Source organism: Rubripirellula obstinata (genome assembly GCF_001642955.1).
GTDB classification, from domain to species: Bacteria; Planctomycetota; Planctomycetia; order Pirellulales; family Pirellulaceae; genus Rubripirellula; species Rubripirellula obstinata.
On sequence record NZ_LWSK01000034.1, the window covers coordinates 1 to 16,767 of the forward strand.

General features: G+C 55.0%; 15 protein-coding genes. 10 read left to right on the plus strand and 5 right to left on the minus strand.

Annotation, left to right across the window (positions count from 1 at the left end; translation table 11 throughout):
• The first annotated feature begins 762 nt into the window (after positions 1 to 762).
• Positions 763 to 1,974, plus strand: a complete 1,212-nt coding sequence (locus RC85_RS10655; RefSeq protein WP_235033408.1) for a S1C family serine protease — start codon at positions 763 to 765, stop codon at positions 1,972 to 1,974.
• Between the two features lie 206 nt (positions 1,975 to 2,180).
• Here RC85_RS10655 and RC85_RS10660 read toward each other — a convergent pair whose 3' ends face one another.
• Together RC85_RS10660 and metK are read right to left on the minus strand one after the other, a co-directional pair.
• On the minus strand, positions 2,181 to 3,005 hold the full coding sequence (locus RC85_RS10660) for a metallophosphoesterase family protein (protein WP_068262261.1): 825 nt from the start codon (positions 3,003 to 3,005) through the stop codon (positions 2,181 to 2,183).
• A 10-nt stretch (positions 3,006 to 3,015) separates the two neighbouring features.
• Complete coding sequence (gene metK / locus RC85_RS10665; protein WP_149752955.1) at positions 3,016 to 4,236, minus strand: methionine adenosyltransferase; 1,221 nt, start codon at positions 4,234 to 4,236, stop codon at positions 3,016 to 3,018.
• A gap of 157 nt (positions 4,237 to 4,393) precedes the next feature.
• Between metK and RC85_RS10670 the strand changes: the two genes are divergently transcribed.
• The 7 genes from RC85_RS10670 to RC85_RS10700 all read left to right on the plus strand — a co-directional run bounded on the left by RC85_RS10670 (position 4,394) and on the right by RC85_RS10700 (position 12,139).
• A complete protein-coding gene (locus tag RC85_RS10670) occupies positions 4,394 to 5,464 on the plus strand; it encodes a vWA domain-containing protein (RefSeq protein ID WP_149752954.1) in 1,071 nt (356 codons plus the stop codon).
• Complete coding sequence (locus RC85_RS10675) at positions 5,461 to 6,387, plus strand: hypothetical protein (RefSeq protein ID WP_068262266.1); 927 nt, start codon at positions 5,461 to 5,463, stop codon at positions 6,385 to 6,387. The genes RC85_RS10670 and RC85_RS10675 overlap by 4 nt, the downstream gene beginning before the upstream one ends.
• 320 nt (positions 6,388 to 6,707) lie before the next feature.
• Positions 6,708 to 7,133, plus strand: a complete 426-nt coding sequence (gene mscL, locus RC85_RS10680) for a large conductance mechanosensitive channel protein MscL (RefSeq protein WP_202907967.1) — start codon at positions 6,708 to 6,710, stop codon at positions 7,131 to 7,133.
• A gap of 89 nt (positions 7,134 to 7,222) precedes the next feature.
• Positions 7,223 to 8,365 carry a GTPase ObgE gene (obgE, locus tag RC85_RS10685; RefSeq protein ID WP_068262270.1) on the plus strand — a complete coding sequence of 381 codons (1,143 nt, stop codon included), beginning with the start codon at positions 7,223 to 7,225 and terminating at the stop codon, positions 8,363 to 8,365.
• Positions 8,362 to 9,189 carry a type III pantothenate kinase gene (locus RC85_RS10690; protein ID WP_068262272.1) on the plus strand — a complete coding sequence of 276 codons (828 nt, stop codon included), beginning with the start codon at positions 8,362 to 8,364 and terminating at the stop codon, positions 9,187 to 9,189. The genes obgE and RC85_RS10690 overlap by 4 nt, the downstream gene beginning before the upstream one ends.
• Complete coding sequence (locus tag RC85_RS10695; protein ID WP_068262274.1) at positions 9,179 to 10,897, plus strand: hypothetical protein; 1,719 nt, start codon at positions 9,179 to 9,181, stop codon at positions 10,895 to 10,897. Before RC85_RS10690 ends, RC85_RS10695 begins: the two co-directional genes overlap by 11 nt.
• 15 nt (positions 10,898 to 10,912) lie before the next feature.
• Positions 10,913 to 12,139 carry a M20 family metallopeptidase gene (locus tag RC85_RS10700; RefSeq protein WP_068262277.1) on the plus strand — a complete coding sequence of 409 codons (1,227 nt, stop codon included), beginning with the start codon at positions 10,913 to 10,915 and terminating at the stop codon, positions 12,137 to 12,139.
• Positions 12,140 to 12,388: 249 nt separating this feature from the next.
• Here RC85_RS10700 and RC85_RS10705 read toward each other — a convergent pair whose 3' ends face one another.
• Positions 12,389 to 12,646 carry a FliM/FliN family flagellar motor switch protein gene (locus tag RC85_RS10705; RefSeq protein ID WP_068262279.1) on the minus strand — a complete coding sequence of 86 codons (258 nt, stop codon included), beginning with the start codon at positions 12,644 to 12,646 and terminating at the stop codon, positions 12,389 to 12,391.
• 311 nt (positions 12,647 to 12,957) lie between these two features.
• Here RC85_RS10705 and RC85_RS10710 point away from each other — a divergent pair, with 311 nt between their 5' ends.
• Positions 12,958 to 13,737: an NRDE family protein gene (locus RC85_RS10710; protein ID WP_068262283.1), complete on the plus strand. Its 780-nt coding sequence runs from the start codon at positions 12,958 to 12,960 to the stop codon at positions 13,735 to 13,737.
• A 58-nt stretch (positions 13,738 to 13,795) separates the two neighbouring features.
• On the opposite strand, the gene RC85_RS10715 is transcribed toward RC85_RS10710, so the two are convergent.
• Both RC85_RS10715 and RC85_RS10720 read right to left on the minus strand, forming a co-directional pair.
• Positions 13,796 to 14,413, minus strand: a complete 618-nt coding sequence (locus RC85_RS10715; protein WP_149752952.1) for a hypothetical protein — start codon at positions 14,411 to 14,413, stop codon at positions 13,796 to 13,798.
• Positions 14,414 to 14,598: 185 nt separating this feature from the next.
• On the minus strand, positions 14,599 to 15,837 hold the full coding sequence (locus RC85_RS10720) for a hypothetical protein (RefSeq protein ID WP_084422557.1): 1,239 nt from the start codon (positions 15,835 to 15,837) through the stop codon (positions 14,599 to 14,601).
• Between the two features lie 87 nt (positions 15,838 to 15,924).
• On the opposite strand from RC85_RS10720, the gene RC85_RS10725 reads away from it, so the two are divergent.
• Positions 15,925 to 16,647, plus strand: a complete 723-nt coding sequence (locus RC85_RS10725) for a DUF2071 domain-containing protein (protein WP_068262285.1) — start codon at positions 15,925 to 15,927, stop codon at positions 16,645 to 16,647.
• Positions 16,648 to 16,767: the final 120 nt, after the last annotated feature.

A 16,767-nucleotide genomic window follows, 5' to 3' on the forward strand; every position in this document is an offset into this window, starting at 1 on the left:
GGTCAATTTACATTTTTCAGTGTTCATTTTGCAATTTGCAATCAACACCGAGGCCGGTCAGCCACAAACCCCCAAAGTCGTCCAGTTTCCCTCCACGCAAACATTTTCATCAGCCCAGGCATCGCCTCGCGCGTTTCGTTCCGGGTGGACGCGCGGGGCGATGCCCACGCGGTTAAACAATTTAGAAACTCTTCACGGCGTTGGGCTTCTCTCGCTTGCGCGCCCACGGCTCACTCAATCGCTTTTCTGCATCTAAAATGTGGAATCTGATCCACTTTGTGAAGGTTCGTGCGGGGTTTTGGAAACCTTCCCCCTGACCTTACGTTAAGCCTGGTAAACCTTGCGGCGTCACGATTGATGCGTCAAGCATGGGAGACGAATGTTCCGAAGCAAACACTCGTACCGGTGTTGCCGGTTCGTAGGACGGCGGACTTTTTGTGAACCCGCCCACCTGCAGATTTGTTTGCTTCGGCAATCGGTCTGTGGGATCAGATCACCTGAATGATTCGGGCCCGCAAGTCTATGCGAACGTTCTTTAAAGTTTCCCACGTCCGAGTCCTTTTGTTGGCTGCGGGTGTGCTGGTTGGCTGCTGTTGTGCAAACCAAACAGCCACTGCTCAAAATAGCAACAGTGCAAGGGTTTCGGATGTCAGCACCAGTCAGCGGAGTTCCGCTGGTCGGGTTTCCAGTTTGCGTGAAACTCCGACGGTTCGAGCAATTCGGCGTGTGTCGCCAGCCGTGGTCAATATCCACGGTCAGAAAATGGTTCGATCCACCGCCGCGGGCATGGCCGGTGCCACGGGGCCAGATTCGTTCAAGCAAGTCAACGGCATGGGCACCGGTGTCGTTATCGATCGCCGCGGATACGTCATCACCAATTACCACGTCGTCGAAGATGTCGAAGAGATTCGCGTCACGCTTAGCAACGGCGAAACGACTTCGGCCGAATTGGTTGCCACTCGAGTCCGAAACGACTTGGCGTTGATCAAGGTCAATGTTCCTGAATCCTTGCCAACGATTCCACGCGGCACCAGCAGCGACCTGATGGTTGGCGAAAGTGTGATCGCGATCGGCAACGCGTTTGGTTACGTCCACACCAGCACTCAGGGCATCATCAGTGCATTGCACCGTGACGTGCCAGTGAATGAATCACAAGAGTATCACGACCTTATTCAAATCAGCGCGGGCATTAACCCTGGAAACTCCGGCGGCCCGCTTTTAAATATCGAAGGCGAGATGATTGGCGTCAACGTGGCTGTCCGCGTTGGTGCTCAGCAAATCGCTTTTGCGATCCCAATCGATCAAGTGGTTGAGATCGTGACCGAGATGATTGAACAGCACAACGAACAACGATTATTGACGGGGATGCGAGCCACCGGCGGACCCCGCGACGGAGATGGTATTACGATCGCCAATGTCTCCGCCAGCAGTCCAGCCGCACGGGAGGGATTGAAGCCAGGAGACCGCGTGGTCCGCGTTGGCTCGCAACCAGTGGATGACCGGCTGGATTTTGCTCTTGCGATGCTGGAAGCAGCACCGGGTCGAGCGATGAAGATCGAAGTGGAACGTGGCGGCAAACATTACGACCTTGCCGTCACCGCGCAGGCCCCAGCCGGACAAACGTCCAAACTGGGATCCCAACGTGCGTGGACCATGATTGGTGTCAAAGCCAACACCGTTCCTGAAACAACGATGACACGCTTGAACAGCCGCATGCGTACCAAGTATCGCGGCGGTCTGTTGATCACCGCCGTACGTCCCGGTTCCGCAGCCGATCAACAAGGCATCGTCGCCGGTGATGTGTTGCTGGGCATTCATGGTTTTGAAACCACGACGCTTTCGGGCCTAGCCAGTATTCTGGAGCATCCCGAATTGCAACGCGGCCCACGGGCAAAGTTCTACTTGGTTCGCCGCGAGGAAACACTGTTCGGCTACATGCGACTGGCATCGATGCCAACGTCCAACCGACGCTGATACCGCGTAAAGCTGTAACCTAGAGCGATCGCGTCCTGGGGCAAACTTCGACTAGTTGCAGGCCCGCACCTGCACCGATGTTTGCCGACCCAGCTAGGACGAGTTCGCCAGGTTACCAAACCACCGATGGCTTTCGCGGGACCACGATCACTCTGGCACGTCAATCACTGCCCTGTCATCCGTGGTCCCGCGAAAGCCATCCGTGGTTAACTCAATCGCTTGACACTCAGACCGACCTCGTCGATCGTCAACTCAGCTTCGATCTCTGGCACGCCGCCAGTTGCGGCTCCCGTGTGGACAATCAAATTGTTAGCGATCTTTGCGATCCCGTCGTGGTGTGTATGACCGCAGATCACGGTCACGTTGATCGATGGATGACTGGCCGCAAACTCGCGAAGCACGCGACCAACCGCTCCGCAGACAAAGAACGGTGACCAGTTTTCGTCGGTGGTTTTGCCTTCGTACCAGCATGCTTCGCAAAACGGTGGCACATGCGTTGCGATCAGGACATGGGCTGCATCGCCGGGAATCTGGTCCAGCTTGGACGACAGGCGGTCGGCACATTGTTGCCCAAGTTCTATCAGCTTCTGTTTCCAATGATCAGAAGCGAGGTCGCGGAAGTCGTCGATCCGTTTGAAATCGTTTAGCCTTACGAACGACGTTTCATAATTCCCTTCGACCGCGTCGCCCCATCCGTCGTCACCGATCAGGTAGGTGTTGGTTGCCAGTTCAATCGGTTGCGAATCAGTGAGGTAGACCAGTCGATCGTCACCGCGAACATGATGCACAACGCGACGAGTGGTTTCCCCAATGTTGCTGCCGTAAAAATCGTGATTGCCGAGCACGAAGAAAACGGGCACTTTCGCTTCGTCCGCCAACGAATCGAGCGTTGCAAGTAACTGATCACTTTCGGCGATGTCACCGGTCAGGATGATCGCGTGGGTTTCATCATCGACCGCGCAAAGCAGCGGCGACCAATCGGTCGCCGCTGTGTCGATTAGATGCAGGTCGGTTGCCCACAATAGTTTCATGCGAACTTCTTTAGCCGGCAAGCTTGCTGGCTGCTTTGGCGAGAGCTTCTGCCTTGTCAGTTTTTTCCCAACTGAATTCACCGTTGGGACCAGGTTCGCGACCAAAGTGTCCGTGAGCGGCGGTGACGCCCATCACTGGTTTGGTCAAACCAAGTTCGCTGATCAATCCGCGAGGTGTCAACGAGAAGTGATCGCGGATCAATTGAACCATGTCGGAATCGCCGATCGTGCCGGTTCCAAACGTGTTGACGTTGACACTGACAGGTTCGGCAACACCGATCGCATAAGCCAGTTGTACTTCGACTTCGTCAGCCAACTTTGCGGCGACCAAGTTCTTGGCAACGTAGCGAGCCATGTAAGCGGCACTGCGGTCAACCTTCGATGGATCCTTGCCGCTGAACGCGCCGCCGCCGTGACGACCGCGACCGCCGTAGGTATCGACGATGATCTTGCGACCGGTCAAACCGGTATCGCCATGAGGTCCACCGATGACGAACTTGCCGGTCGGGTTGATGTGATAGATCGGGTCGCCGGAAAGGAACGCGGCGGGCAACATCGGCTTGATCGCTTTGTCGATGATCAATTGCTTGGCTTCCTCGGTGATCGCATCGCCCTTGGGTGTCAGGATCGATTCGTCGTGTTGGGTACTGACGACGACGGTGTGAATGCGGATCGGTTTGTTGTCGCTGCCGTATTCAACGGTGACTTGGCTCTTGCTGTCGGGACGTAACCAAGGAATTTCGCCACTGGCGCGAAGTTCAGCCAGCTTTTCGACGATTCGGTGCGACAGGTGAATCGGCAGCGGCATCAAAACATCGGTTTCGTTGCAGGCGTAACCAAACATCAAACCTTGGTCACCAGCACCCTGTTCGCCATCGACATCGGAAGCCTTATCGACACCTTGAGCGATGTCGGCGGACTGTTCGTGAATCGCGTTCAGAACTCCGCAAGCGTCGTAGCTGAATCCGATGTCGCTGTGGATGTAGCCGATCTTCTTGATTGTTTCGCGAACGATCTCTTGAACATCGACATAATGGCTGGTACGAACTTCGCCTGCGACGACGACTTGGCCGGTCGTTACCAGGGTTTCGACAGCGACGCGAGCGTCGGCGGGGTTGGGGTCATTGGCTAGAATATCGTCAACGATCGCATCGGAGATCTGGTCGGACACCTTATCTGGGTGTCCCATGCTGACTGATTCACTGGTAAAGAGGTAGCGATTGTCGCTCACGTGGGTTCTCCGGCGGGGAACATCGGGCTGGCTTCTCTCGAAACCGCCACAGGGTATAGACTGAGTTAGAACGACACAAAATACTTCGTCGAGCCCGTTTAGAGAAGCGCACAGAGCGGCAATGGCGAGAACGCAGGACGTTGAGAGCGAAAACGAGTTGTCTGAGAGCCAAAAACAGCCGAAATCCCGCACCACGCTCGGCGTTGGCAATCGTTCTGTAAACTCGCTCGAATCGGCGATCGACCTGACACCGCCCACTCGAACCGCCCCCGCATTGTTGTTGTCGATGCTAGTCCACGTCGTGGCATTGGTCGCATTGGGATTGTTGGTGGCTCGGGCACCCAGCGGAACCGGCCAAGTTGCCGATCGCCCGATTGGGATCGCACTGGCCCACGTGATGCCAGATCGCACACGCTATACCGATCCAGCTCAAAGCCCGCTTGAACCAACCGAACAGAAATCTTCTGAAGAGGCCACCGCTGCAGCAGCCAGTTCGGCCGCCGCTCCGCCCAGCATCGCACCGCCGATTGACCTCGATGGAATTTTGGAAAGCGTCCAAGCCACGCCGTCGCCAATCAGTGGCACTGGAATGGCGGGGGAAGCCAACCTGGACGGTGACGCGTTTGGCAGCGCGTCGGCTAGCGGAACGACTAGCGATTCGAGCGATGCAACAACGATGGTGTTCGGCGTCTCGGGTAGCGGATCAAGATTTGTGTACGTCTTTGATCGCAGCGACAGCATGAACGGCTACGGCGGGCGACCACTGCGAGCGGCCAAACGCGAACTGATTCGTAGCTTGGAAAGCTTGACCGATCGGCAGCAATTTCAACTGATCTTTTACAACGACAAACCGACTCCGTTTCGAATGTCAGGCATCCCGCTGCAAATGATGGCGGGTGAAGACAACAACAAGATCGCCGCTAGCCGATATGTCGGTTCGATCATGGCCTACGGAGCGACTGAGCATGAATCAGCGTTGAAGATGGCGCTGCGATTGGGCCCCGACGTGATTTTCTTTTTGACCGATGCCCGAATTCCGCGGTTGTCTTCGACTCAGCTTCGCGAAATCCAGCGGCGTGCCGGGCAAGGCGGAACGACCATTCACGCGATCGAATTCGGCAGCGATCCGGCCGCGCCCAGCGAGAGCTTCTTGCGTGACCTGGCCGCGATGAATCAAGGCCAATATCGATACCTAGATGTCAGCACCTTGGGGCAACCCAAACCATGATTTATATGCTGCGGCCCACGTTGGTTTCAATCTGCGTCTTTACTTTTGTTGCATCTATTGCGTACGCCGCTGACCCAACAGAAAATCCGTCGGATCAAATTTGGCTCTCACCGCCCAAGCCCACGTCCTCGACGAGCAACTGGTACGCTCAGCCGATTGATGCACCCCGAGGCCGCGTGATCGAATTCGATGCAACGCGGCTGACCTACGCCGTAGAGTCTAGTGATCGCAAAGTCACCGTCGCGGCCGATCGAGTCCTATGGATTGAACCGTCAAGTGTTCCTGAGGACGAATCAACCATGATCCGCCTGTTTGAAGCAGGCGAATTTGGAAAGTCGCTTTCGTATCTGCCAGATGTCTTGAAAGCACGTCCGCCGGTTTGGCGTCAGCAGTGGTTGACGATGATGTCGGCATGTGCGGCGCATCGCAGTGGTCGTGCGAAAATCGCTTTGGACTTGGTCGAACAATTGGATCGTCGGCCGTTGCCGCCGATGGTGATTGCTTGGTTACCGATTCAGTGGAATGGAGGCCTTGCATCGGGCGTTGCAAATCAGCAGGCGGGTGAGCGAATCGATGACGAATCGTTGCTGGTTCAGTTGGTTGCGGCAAGCTGGATGTTGACTTCGCCCGATCGAAGCACCGCCATCAACAAGCTTCAGTCATTGACTCGCAATCGAGATCGATTGGACGTCGCTCGGCTGGCACAGGTTTTATTGTGGACCACCAAACCGCCGGCGGAAGTCATCGAATCAGAATCCAAATGGCTGGTGCAACTCGATTCGTTTCCGATGGTGATGCAAGCCGGACCATCGATGGCTCTGCAACGAAAACTTCGTGCGTCGGGCCAAATCGATTCGGCCAATCGCCTGCTATGGTCGAATCAACTCACGCCCATCCATCGGTGGCTTGGCTTAGTTGAATGACAGCTCAGAAAGTGTAGCCGAGTTTGTCTCAAACTCGATCGTGCTGGATTGGCAAACGGCGCGACCGTGGGAGGTTGAGACAACCTCCGCTACACAGTGTAGCCGAGTTTGTCTCAAACTCGATCGCGTTTGATTGACAAACGGCGCGACCGTGGGAGGTTGAGGCAACCTCCGCTACACAGTGTAGCCGAGTTTGTCTCAAACTCGATCGCGCTTGATTGGCAAACGGCGCGATCGTAGGAGGTTGAGACAACCTCCGCTACACTTTGCTAAGCTGAACAAAAGAGCCCCCGCCGATGCGGGTGACGAAACTAATAACATTGATTGAAAGAGAAAAGGCGAAGCACATGGGAATGATCAAAGATTTTAAAGAGTTTGCGTTCAAAGGAAATCTGATCGATATGGCGATCGGGATCATCATGGGGACGGCTGCCGCCGCGATCGTGAAATCGTTTATCGACAACATCATTTCGCCGCTGATCGCAGTCGTCGCCGGGGTGCCAGACATGTCGGGTTTGAAATACCCGCTCGGTCAAACGATTGAAAATGCCAAAGGCGAAACGGTGCAAGCTGCGATTCACTACGGGACCTTTCTGCAAAATGTGATCGACTTCACCATTTTGGCGTTCGTCATCTTCCTTGCCCTGCGAATCACCAGCAAATGGATGAAAAAGGCCGAAGCGGAAGCTCCCACGCCTCCGGACATCGTTCTTTTGACCGAAATCCGTGACGCCCTGAAGAAATAATCTTGGCGTGCTACAATCAACGATTCACAGACGGCTGATCCGATTTGGACCAGCCGTTTTTCATAGCAGCCAGTTCAAAGTCAGATCCGATGTTCGTTGACCGTATCCAAATCCACCTGATTGCCGGCACCGGCGGCGACGGCTGCATGAGCATGCGTCGCGAAAAGTACGTGCCACGTGGTGGCCCCGATGGCGGCGATGGCGGCGACGGTGCGAGCATCATTCTGGAGGCTCAATTAGGCGTGAACAGCTTGGCAGCCCTGATTGGCCGCCACCATTACCGCGCGCCCGGCGGCAGCAACGGCAGGGGCGCGAAATGCAATGGTAGGAAAGGGAATGATGTTCACATCCAAGTCCCACCGGGCACGACGGTCATCGATGCAGCGGGCGGATTTGTGATCAAGGATCTCAAAAAGCCCGGCGATCAGTTCGTGATTGCTCGCGGTGGCAAAGGTGGCAAGGGCAACGCTTACTTCAAAACCAGCACCAACCGTGCGCCTCGCGAAAGCACCCCCGGCGAGGTCGGTGAAGATCGATTGGTGATTCTGGAACTAAAATCCATCGCCGATGTCGGCTTGGTCGGAAAACCCAACGCGGGCAAGAGCACGTTGCTTAGCCGAATCAGCAGTGCGCGACCCGAGATCGCCGATTATCCGTTCACCACAAAGCATCCCAACTTGGGCATCGTTGACGTTGGCGAACGTTCCTTTGTGCTCGCTGACATTCCTGGATTGATCGAAGGTGCCAGCGAAGGCATCGGGCTGGGGCATGAATTCCTGCGACATATCGAGCGAGCCGGATTGCTGGTACATCTGGTTGAACCAGAGCCCACCGACGCAACCGATCCGATCGAAAACTACAAAGCCATCCGCGACGAACTGCGCCAGTACGACGAAGACCTAGCCAAGCGAGACGAAATCATTGTCGTCACGAAGTGTGAATCCGAGTCGGCAGCAGAAGTTCAAGAAGCACTCGCGTCGATGACCGGCAAGCCCGTGTTCCTGATCAGCGCCGTAGTTGGCGACGGTTTGGATAAGTTAAAGACTGAAATCATCGATCGTGTTGAGGCTAGACGTGCGCAGATGATCGAGGATGGCGAAGAGGTCACGTTGCTGCGTGAAGCGGACGTGGAAGCCAGTGATATTGGACGCACCAAACGTGTGCCACCTCACTTGGCCGGTCCCACCAGCGACCTTTCGGACGATCGACAAGCCAAGGACGTCGAATCTTGAACCCAGAACAACGCGTTTGCACCGTCGCGGTCGATGTAGGAAACACGGCGGTCAAGTTGGCTGTCCGCAACGGAAACAACATTGCCGATCGATCGATCCCGATCTGTACCAAATCTTGGCATTCGGATGCGATCGATTGGGTCAGCGATCAATTGGGCTGCAGCAACATTCGTTGGCTCGTTTCGAGTGTCCATCGAAGTGCTGCCGAGAGCCTGATCCGTGCGATCGAAGATCGGCCTAGCCAGTCAGCCATCGTGAAAGTGATTCGCCATCAAGATGTTCCGATGCAGGTTTGTGTCGACGATCCGGCATCGCTGGGCATCGATCGGTTACTTAGTGCGTTTGCGGCTGTGCAGCTCAGTGCGTTTGCGGCTGTCAGCATGGAAAGCAGCACTATAGACGGCAGCGGTGGACTGGTCGTCATCGATGCAGGTTCCGCGATCACGGTGGACTGGGTCGACGGCAACGGATCGTTTCGAGGCGGCGCGATTCTGCCGGGGTTAAGGTTGCAGGCGAAGTCGCTGGCCACCGGCACGGACGCACTTCCCGAGATTGATTGGAATGGGGAATCACTTGCATCTTTGCCCGCAACCAACACTCGCGACGCAATCTTTGGCGGGATTCTGCTTGGCGCGGCGGGCGCGATCGACACTTTGGCCCAGCATTACTTGCGTCATGATTCGGCATCGATCGATCCTGCTCGAAAAAGCCAGGTCGTGATCACGGGCGGGGACGCCGCTGCGATTTCAGCACATCTGCAATGCTCTCATCGACATGTTCCCCACTTGGTTTGCCAAGGCTTACTAGAATTAGGTGACGGTTGACCAAGTTGACCGTGTTTCTTTGGCGTTTGCCGATGAAATCACTCGTCAATGTTTCCACCCGAGTTGTCGCAATATGGCTGTCAAGAAACTATCGGACCTGTTGCCGATCAGTGACAACAACACCAACCCGAATGCCTATCAGGTGTTTGGTTTGACGGTGGGCGAATCGAATTCCGAAGTGATCGAGCGTTCGATCGAATCGATGATCGCGAAAGTCAAATCAGCCAAGCCGGAAACCGACCCCGCGTTGTGGAAGCAGATTGCCGGAATCGTTCAGGCTGCGCGCTTGACGCTGATCGATCAAGACAAGAAGTCGAGGCTGGATGCCCGAATCAAGCCTGCTTCATCGTCGGCGTCAAAACCAGTCGATCCATTGGCGGCGTTGTTGCCGCCGGTGAACCCAATGCAACCGGTCGCTGGCCAGAAATCAACGTCCACCGATGCCGCTTCCCCAAACCCACCCAAGACGCCCAGCTCGATGCCGCCGGGGCTGTTTTCAACGCCGGTAGCCGACGTTCCAGCCGCCAAGAGTCCCGCGGGTGATCGTGCTCCGATTAAAAAGAAAACCGAAGCTGCGACAGCGAAAGTGAATGTCCCCGACGTGCCGCCTGAGGTGCCGATCGCACCGTTTTCAATTCCTGAACCAAACGTACCTGAACCGCCGACTCCTGAGCATCAAGTTCCTGGGCGGCAAGTTCCTGAGCAGCAAGTTCCTGAGAGGCCGATCGTAAGTGACGCATCCGAACGGTCAACCAGACGGCCCAGACGACGGCGAAAGTCGGTCTTTGTTCCCGTGATTATGTCACTGATCACGTTGGGATTGATGGCGGTGGTTGGATTGCTGGCCTACGCTCTTTTCTTTCGTCAAGAAACAATCGCAATCTCCAGTAGCGATGGCAGCGTCAACATCACGACCGGCAGAAACAATTCAAAGCCATCACCAACCCAACCCGCGGTTCAGCCGCAAGCCCAAATACCAGTTGTCGAGAGCGAACCTGTCCAAAGCGAACCCGCAAACATGGAATCGCCGCCATCATTTCCGTCAATGTCGATGGAGCCGGCAATAGAGCCGCCGATGGACATGCCAATGAATACAGCGGAGCAAACACCGCAGGAAATGATCGAGGAAACATCGGCGGCCGAGATGCAGGCAGTTCCAACGTCACCTCCGAATCCAAACGCCGACGCTGAATTGGCAGAATTGACGTCGGCGATACGCCAGGGTGATTGGTCTGCGATGTCGAAACTTACCGAATCAATCTATCAAATGAAGTTAAGCTCCGAGCAACAGGCCGATGCGGATGGTTTGTTGAGCGTTGCCGAACTTGCCGTCTACTATCGCAGAGGCATTGAACGAGCGATCGCGGAACTCAACGCTGGCGATGACTTCGAGGTAAAGAACGGCTTTCGAGTGGTTGTGGTCAGCAAGACAAATCAAAGCTTGGCAGTACGTTACAACGCGAATATTCGAGAATACACTTTCGACGAATTGCCTCTTTCGTTGGCGCACCGTTTAGCAACCTTTCAGATTCCAGAAGGTCCCAGCGGTGAAGCTGCCAAGGCGGTCTATCAAATGGTCGCCCCCAAATCGAATGCAGGATATCGAACTCAGGCAATCGGATGGCTCGGGGACATTGAGCAACCTATCGAGGGTGCCGACCGAGACCAATTGGTGCAGACTCTTCAAGCCATCTACGGCGAAAACTAAACGACCGGACGATTCATGGATGCAACCACCCAGCAGACCACTCAATTGCTTAGCCGTTTGATTGAATTTCCGTCAATCAGCAGCACGAGCAACCGTCGAATCTCCGATGACATCGCTGGTTTTCTGAACGAAATGAGGTTTAGCGTCGAAGAAACGAGTTACGTTGACGACGCAGGGGTTCAGAAAGTGAACCTGGTCGCTTGCCGTTATCCTGGTACTGACTTTGATCAAGTCGGCGGGTTGGCGTATTTTGCGCACTCCGATGTGGTCCCTGTCCCCACATGGACTGGCCCGAAAAACGAAAATCAATCCGGGGCCAATCAATCCGGGGGCAATCAAACCGGGGCCAATCAAACTGAGACCAATGCAGCATTCGATCCCGTTCTCTCTGGCGATCGGCTTTACGGTCGCGGTGCCTGTGACATGAAAGGCTCGATTGCGACGATGCTAACCGCAGCAGCGTCAATTTCGATTGATGAACAAACACGCCCGTTGTGGATCGTCTGCACGGCCGACGAAGAAGTGGGGTTCGATGGAGCCAAGCACCTCGTCAAACACTCGGCCGCCTACCGAGACATCGTCCGTGCACAGCCGATTGCGATCATCGGCGAACCCACCGAATTAAATGTCGTACATGCGCACAAGGGCATCACCGGTTTTGAGGTCACCAGCCACGGCCGGTCAGCGCATAGCAGTACCGATGACGGCATCAACGCAAACGAAGCTTTGATGCCGATCTTGCAACTGGTCGAAGAAATCAATCAAGCGACTCGTCGTGATACCGAATACCACGACCCGCGTTTTGACCCTCCGCATCTGTCGTGGAATTATGGAATCCGCAATTCTGAATCGGCGATCAACATCACGACCCAGCAAGCCAGCGTTTGGGTCACTTTGCGAACCATGCCGGCGATCGACGGCCAGGACTTGATCGAACGGGTTCGACACAAGGCTGCTGAATTGAAACTTGATTTCAAGCTTTACGATGGCGGTTCGCCGGTTTGGATTGATGCCAATCAGCCCTTCATTGACGAACTTTGTCAGATGACGCACACGTCGCCGCAAGTGGTTTGTTATGGAACCGATGGCGGCGAGTTTTCAGAACTTGGTCGCCGCGTGGTTCTGGGGCCCGGCAGTATCGAACAAGCACACACTTCGGATGAATGGATCAGCTTGGATCAATTGAAGGCTGGGACGGCATTGTATGCCGATCTGATTCGCCGATATTGCTGTCAGGCGTAGCTGGACAGCGACCTGCCCGTAGCTGATCCCGCCAGGGTTCAGTCGAGCTACAACCGCTCGTGAAGGGTTCTAGTCTGGAAAAACACGTGTTAGATCGTTTAGCCGCGCGGGCATCGCCCCGCGCGTCGCGCGGATCGGAACTTGCGGATCGGAACTCGCGGGGCGATGCCCACGCGGTTAAACGATTTAGAAACTCTGCATGGCGTTGGACTGAACCCTGAGCGGGATCCGCTACGAGTCTAAATAGCGTTAGCCATTGCCGCCGATGATGTCGCGAACTCGCAGGCCGAACTTGTCGCCGATTTTGACGGTTTCGCCTGTCGCGATCACCTTTCCACCCGCTTCTAGCAACAGCGGTTCGTCGCAATGGGCGTCGAAAGTCAGCATCGAACCGGGCACTAATTCAACGATTCGCGACAATGGGACCATTTTTCGAGCTAGCGTGACGCTGACGGGAGTCTCGATCGACAAGACGGACTTAGAATAGGCGTTTTCTGCTTGCGGCATCTAAGTCTCCCTTGTGGCGGTTTTCGGCGCTGATCTTTTCCCGGCCCCGTTTCTGGCGGTGGCAGCCCATTTTGAAGTTATCGGCGGATCTAGCCGGTAAAGATTGCCCAGACTCTTCCGAAGCAACGAAAAAGGCAAATACCATGTGCTTTCTACGGGTATCCCCCCGTTGGGGCGGTGTGGTTTGTCGATGCCCGTGGATACATTGGTCAAATCGATTGGCAAGCCATGCATCGCTCACCAGCATGCTGACAACGCTGTCGGTCGAAAAAATTAACTAACAACCGATCTTTGAAATCGAAAGCCGCGAGATGTGCTTACTGGCTGTTCAATACCGCTTAGTCCCCGAAAGTCCCATTTTGGTTGCTGCCAATCGGGAAGAGTACGTTGATCGCCCCTCACAGACGCCGTCCATTCAATCCGGCAAGCCACGCGTGCTGTGCGGGATTGACCAAAAAGCGGGCGGCACATGGTTGGGAGTCAATCAGAATGGCGTGTTCGTGGGCATTTGCAACCGGGCAACAACGATGCCGCTGTTTGGACAGCGTTCCCGCGGGCTGCTCGGATTGGACCTGCTTCGCTGCACCTCGGCGGCACGCGCATTAGAAAAGGCAGAAACCGAGTTCGCCAAAACCCGCTACGAGGGTTGCAACTTGATCGTTGCGGACGCAGCCAATGGCTATGCGATTCACGCTGATGAGCGACAAGAAGTTGTCGAATTGAAGGACGGTTTGAACATCATCGGATCGCGAAATTTGAACGACCCCGAAGACCAACGCGTTCAAATGGCCCGTCGCTTGTTGACCCTGCAAACGCTCGATTCACCGGTGAAGTTCTTGGCGGTCGCCAGTAAGGTCTTCGCACGAGCGCCCGTCGGCCCTGGCCGTCCAAGCATGGTCGTTCGCAATGGCGATTACGCAACCGTCAGCAGCACGCTGATCGCGTTGGGTGTCAAGCCACGCGATGCGATCTACCAATTCAGCAACGGTGCTCCTGATCAATCCAAGTACGAAGATTTTTCGCCGATGCTGCGAGATATCCTCAGCCGTGGATTGCGTGAAGCACGAACGAAGGCCAAAGCCCAAGCGTAACGCCTCACAGGGTCAGCGTAGAACGGAATTCGTTCCGTTCTACGGATGCGGAGTTTGCCTAGGGTGCAAGCATCGCATCGATGTGATCGGAAATTCTTTTCGGCTCGATCTTTTCAATGCCGAAGGTTTCGACAGCGACCACTTGGCTGTCCTTGGCAACCACAACGGTGACATCGTTTGCCGATGATAACTGGTAATCCAGCGGTCCCGACGTGGCATCTTCGGTTACGACCGCGGGAATCATTTCCGCGCCGGTTCGTTGAATCAGAGCTACTGCACTCTCGTTCAATTCCGAACGATCCTGGCCAACCAGAACAACGAACGCGCACAGCCTTTGCATCTGTTGCGTTTCCAGTGATTTCTCCACGGACTTTTCCAAGACACCGATCAAGGAATCAATTTCGGTGGACGCCTTTCTGGCAAACACCATGACGATTGGGTTGGAACCATAGCGGCATCGGTAACACAGTGATTGTCCCACTTCGACGCCGTCATCTTTGGCTCCCGCGATCTTGATGACGCGAAAAGTGCCGAGTGGATCCCCCGGTTTCAGGCCAACGGCAACGCTTTCCTCTGCGCCCGCCAACGGCATGCCCAACCCAAATCCGCTGAAACAAATTGCCAGGAAGCAGGTCACGGGTAGAGCAGAACGGAACTTTGAAAATGGGCGTAACACGATGTGAATTACTTCGCTTGGCAGAATTGAAAGTGAAACGGTAGCGTTGATAGGCCGTAGTGGTATTTGCAACCTGGCAATTACTTTAGCCTCTTTAGTTGGATATTCTTTTAACCGCGTCGTCCACCGGGCAAACCCTTCAAATCATAGTCGGCTCGGTGGTCGGCGTCTTTCGCCTACCAGATCTAGTCCCAAAGATTCCGCTTTCCCAAAAGCTGTCTTTGAATGCGCACACCTGTCCAGCGATCAGACACGCTCGAATGGGTCACTCGGATTTCTCGATCGATGGCCGCCGCCGTTGCGATCCACCTTGCCAATTGCAACTGGTAGCGAGCTTGCGGATAGACCGGCACTCGGCGACTTGTAAGCGACCAGTTTTCGATCGAAACGCGATGCCAACGATCACCATCCCGATCTTCCAAAACATGCTCGCGAAGCCCGGCCGGCAACCGGTTCAAGCACGACGCATGTAGCTGGATCGATGTACGGCTGGTGTGCGGCGAATAGAGCGACCATGACAACCAATGATCCCAATATCCCCAGCGTTCCCCGATCGGTGCAAGCACAGCCAACCCGACCACGATCATCGCGACCATGGGTTTGGGGCGGACAGCAAGCGGTGGCGGATCCGTTTCCGAATCAGGCGATCGAATAAACATGAAATAGGCTTGCCCGATCAGGATCGCGTTCCAAGCCAAGACACCGGTGCTGTGATCGGCTGCCCAGGGGCCCAGCATCAAAATCAAAGTCGCATGCATTCCGATCAAGATCCAAGCTGCCGCCGATCGGCAGGGAGCAAGCAGCAAGCCGATTGCTGCAATGATCTCGATCGATGGAAAAATCAATGCCAACTTGGTTGCCACCGCTGGATCGATCGCGGGTAAGGAACCCGCGACCGGGCTAAGTAATTGACTCAGGAAATCTTGCCCGACGGTGTGTGCAAACTGGAAATCAAACTTACCCAGAGCGCTGTAGAAATAGATGCTGACAATCAACACGGTCAACAACCGCCGCTCCCAAATTCGATTGCAACTCGCAAAGATGACGCCGTAGATCGCTGTTTGATAAGCCCAAGGTTGCAGTCGATGTTGGTCTAACAGAAACGAAAACGCCAAACAGATGACAACGCCAACCCAACATCGTCGCGGCGAAATCTTCTCAGTCGCACCCGCGAAAAGACACACCAAACAGCCGACCGTCAAAACTCGCAACCATACGAACAGACTGGAACTTTCCAGCATCGAAAACCATGGCAGCGATGGATACTGTCCAATTCCGCTCTGTCCAATTTCACTGGCAGGCCACCACAGCGGCCAGGTCACCAGAATCAACAAGATCGCCGAACTGGCCCAGTACTGAGCAAACGAGAATCGGAAAGGGAAACTTGGTGAACGCACGAAACACGAATCAAAGGTGAACTTCATTGGCTGAACAGGCAGCGGAGCCCAGGCAACACTTTTCCGGTTAGTCTAACGCCTGTTCACATCAGGAAATCCGTCGTCGAGGAAAAGATGAAATTACCAAACATCAGCGGCATCATCGATCGGCGAATCTTGGCGAACTATCGCATTGATCCCGATGTCATGGCGGCGCTGTTGCCTCCGCCGTTCCAACCATGGTGCGTCGGTGGTTTTGCGATCGCAGGCATCTGCTTAATCCGCTTGAAAAACGTAAGGCCGACAGCGATACCGATTCCGTGGGGCATCGGATCCGAAAATGCGGCGCATCGCATCGCGGTTCAGTGGGAAACCGACGGCAAGATGCAGCGTGGCGTTTACATTCCTCGGCGTGATACCGATTCGTGGCTCAACTCGATCGCCGGTGGTCGCGTGTTTCCGGGGCTGCATCATCACGCCAAATTTTCGGTTAAGGAAATCAACGACAACTATCGAGTTGAAATGCAAAGCGATGATGGCCAAGCATCCATCGGAGTCGCAGGTAAATTGGCATCGGCGATCCCGGACAGTTCGCTGTTCCCCTCGATTGAATCCGCGTCGCAGTTTTTCGAAGACGGCTCGGTCGGTTATTCCGACACGTTGACTGATGGCAAGTATGACGGTCTAGAATTGAAATGTCAGAACTGGCACGTCGATGCACTGGAGATTACGGAAATGTCATCAAGTTATTTTGACGATCCAATGAAATTCCCACCCGGCAGCATCACCTTTGACTGCGCCCTGTTGATGCACCAAATCAACCACCAATGGCACAGTCGCCCAGATTTGTGTTGCTAAGAAACTGTTCTGAAATTGGTTCCCGGTTTTCTCGTAGCTGGGCCCGCCAGGGTTCAGTAAGTGCTCAGTAACTGCTCAGTAACTGTTCAGTAACTGTTCAGGCCATCATTAGGTGTACCC

Coding starts and splice junctions, on each gene's coding strand:
- RC85_RS10655 (WP_235033408.1), top strand. CDS start 763: ATGGTTCGATCCACCGCCGCGGGCATGGCCGGTGCCACGGGGCCAGAT.
- RC85_RS10660 (WP_068262261.1), bottom strand. CDS start 3,005: ATGAAACTATTGTGGGCAACCGACCTGCATCTAATCGACACAGCGGCG.
- RC85_RS10675 (WP_068262266.1), top strand. CDS start 5,461: ATGATTTATATGCTGCGGCCCACGTTGGTTTCAATCTGCGTCTTTACT.
- obgE (WP_068262270.1), top strand. CDS start 7,223: ATGTTCGTTGACCGTATCCAAATCCACCTGATTGCCGGCACCGGCGGC.
- RC85_RS10700 (WP_068262277.1), top strand. CDS start 10,913: ATGGATGCAACCACCCAGCAGACCACTCAATTGCTTAGCCGTTTGATT.
- RC85_RS10705 (WP_068262279.1), bottom strand. CDS start 12,646: ATGCCGCAAGCAGAAAACGCCTATTCTAAGTCCGTCTTGTCGATCGAG.
- RC85_RS10710 (WP_068262283.1), top strand. CDS start 12,958: ATGTGCTTACTGGCTGTTCAATACCGCTTAGTCCCCGAAAGTCCCATT.
- RC85_RS10720 (WP_084422557.1), bottom strand. CDS start 15,837: ATGAAGTTCACCTTTGATTCGTGTTTCGTGCGTTCACCAAGTTTCCCT.
- RC85_RS10725 (WP_068262285.1), top strand. CDS start 15,925: ATGAAATTACCAAACATCAGCGGCATCATCGATCGGCGAATCTTGGCG.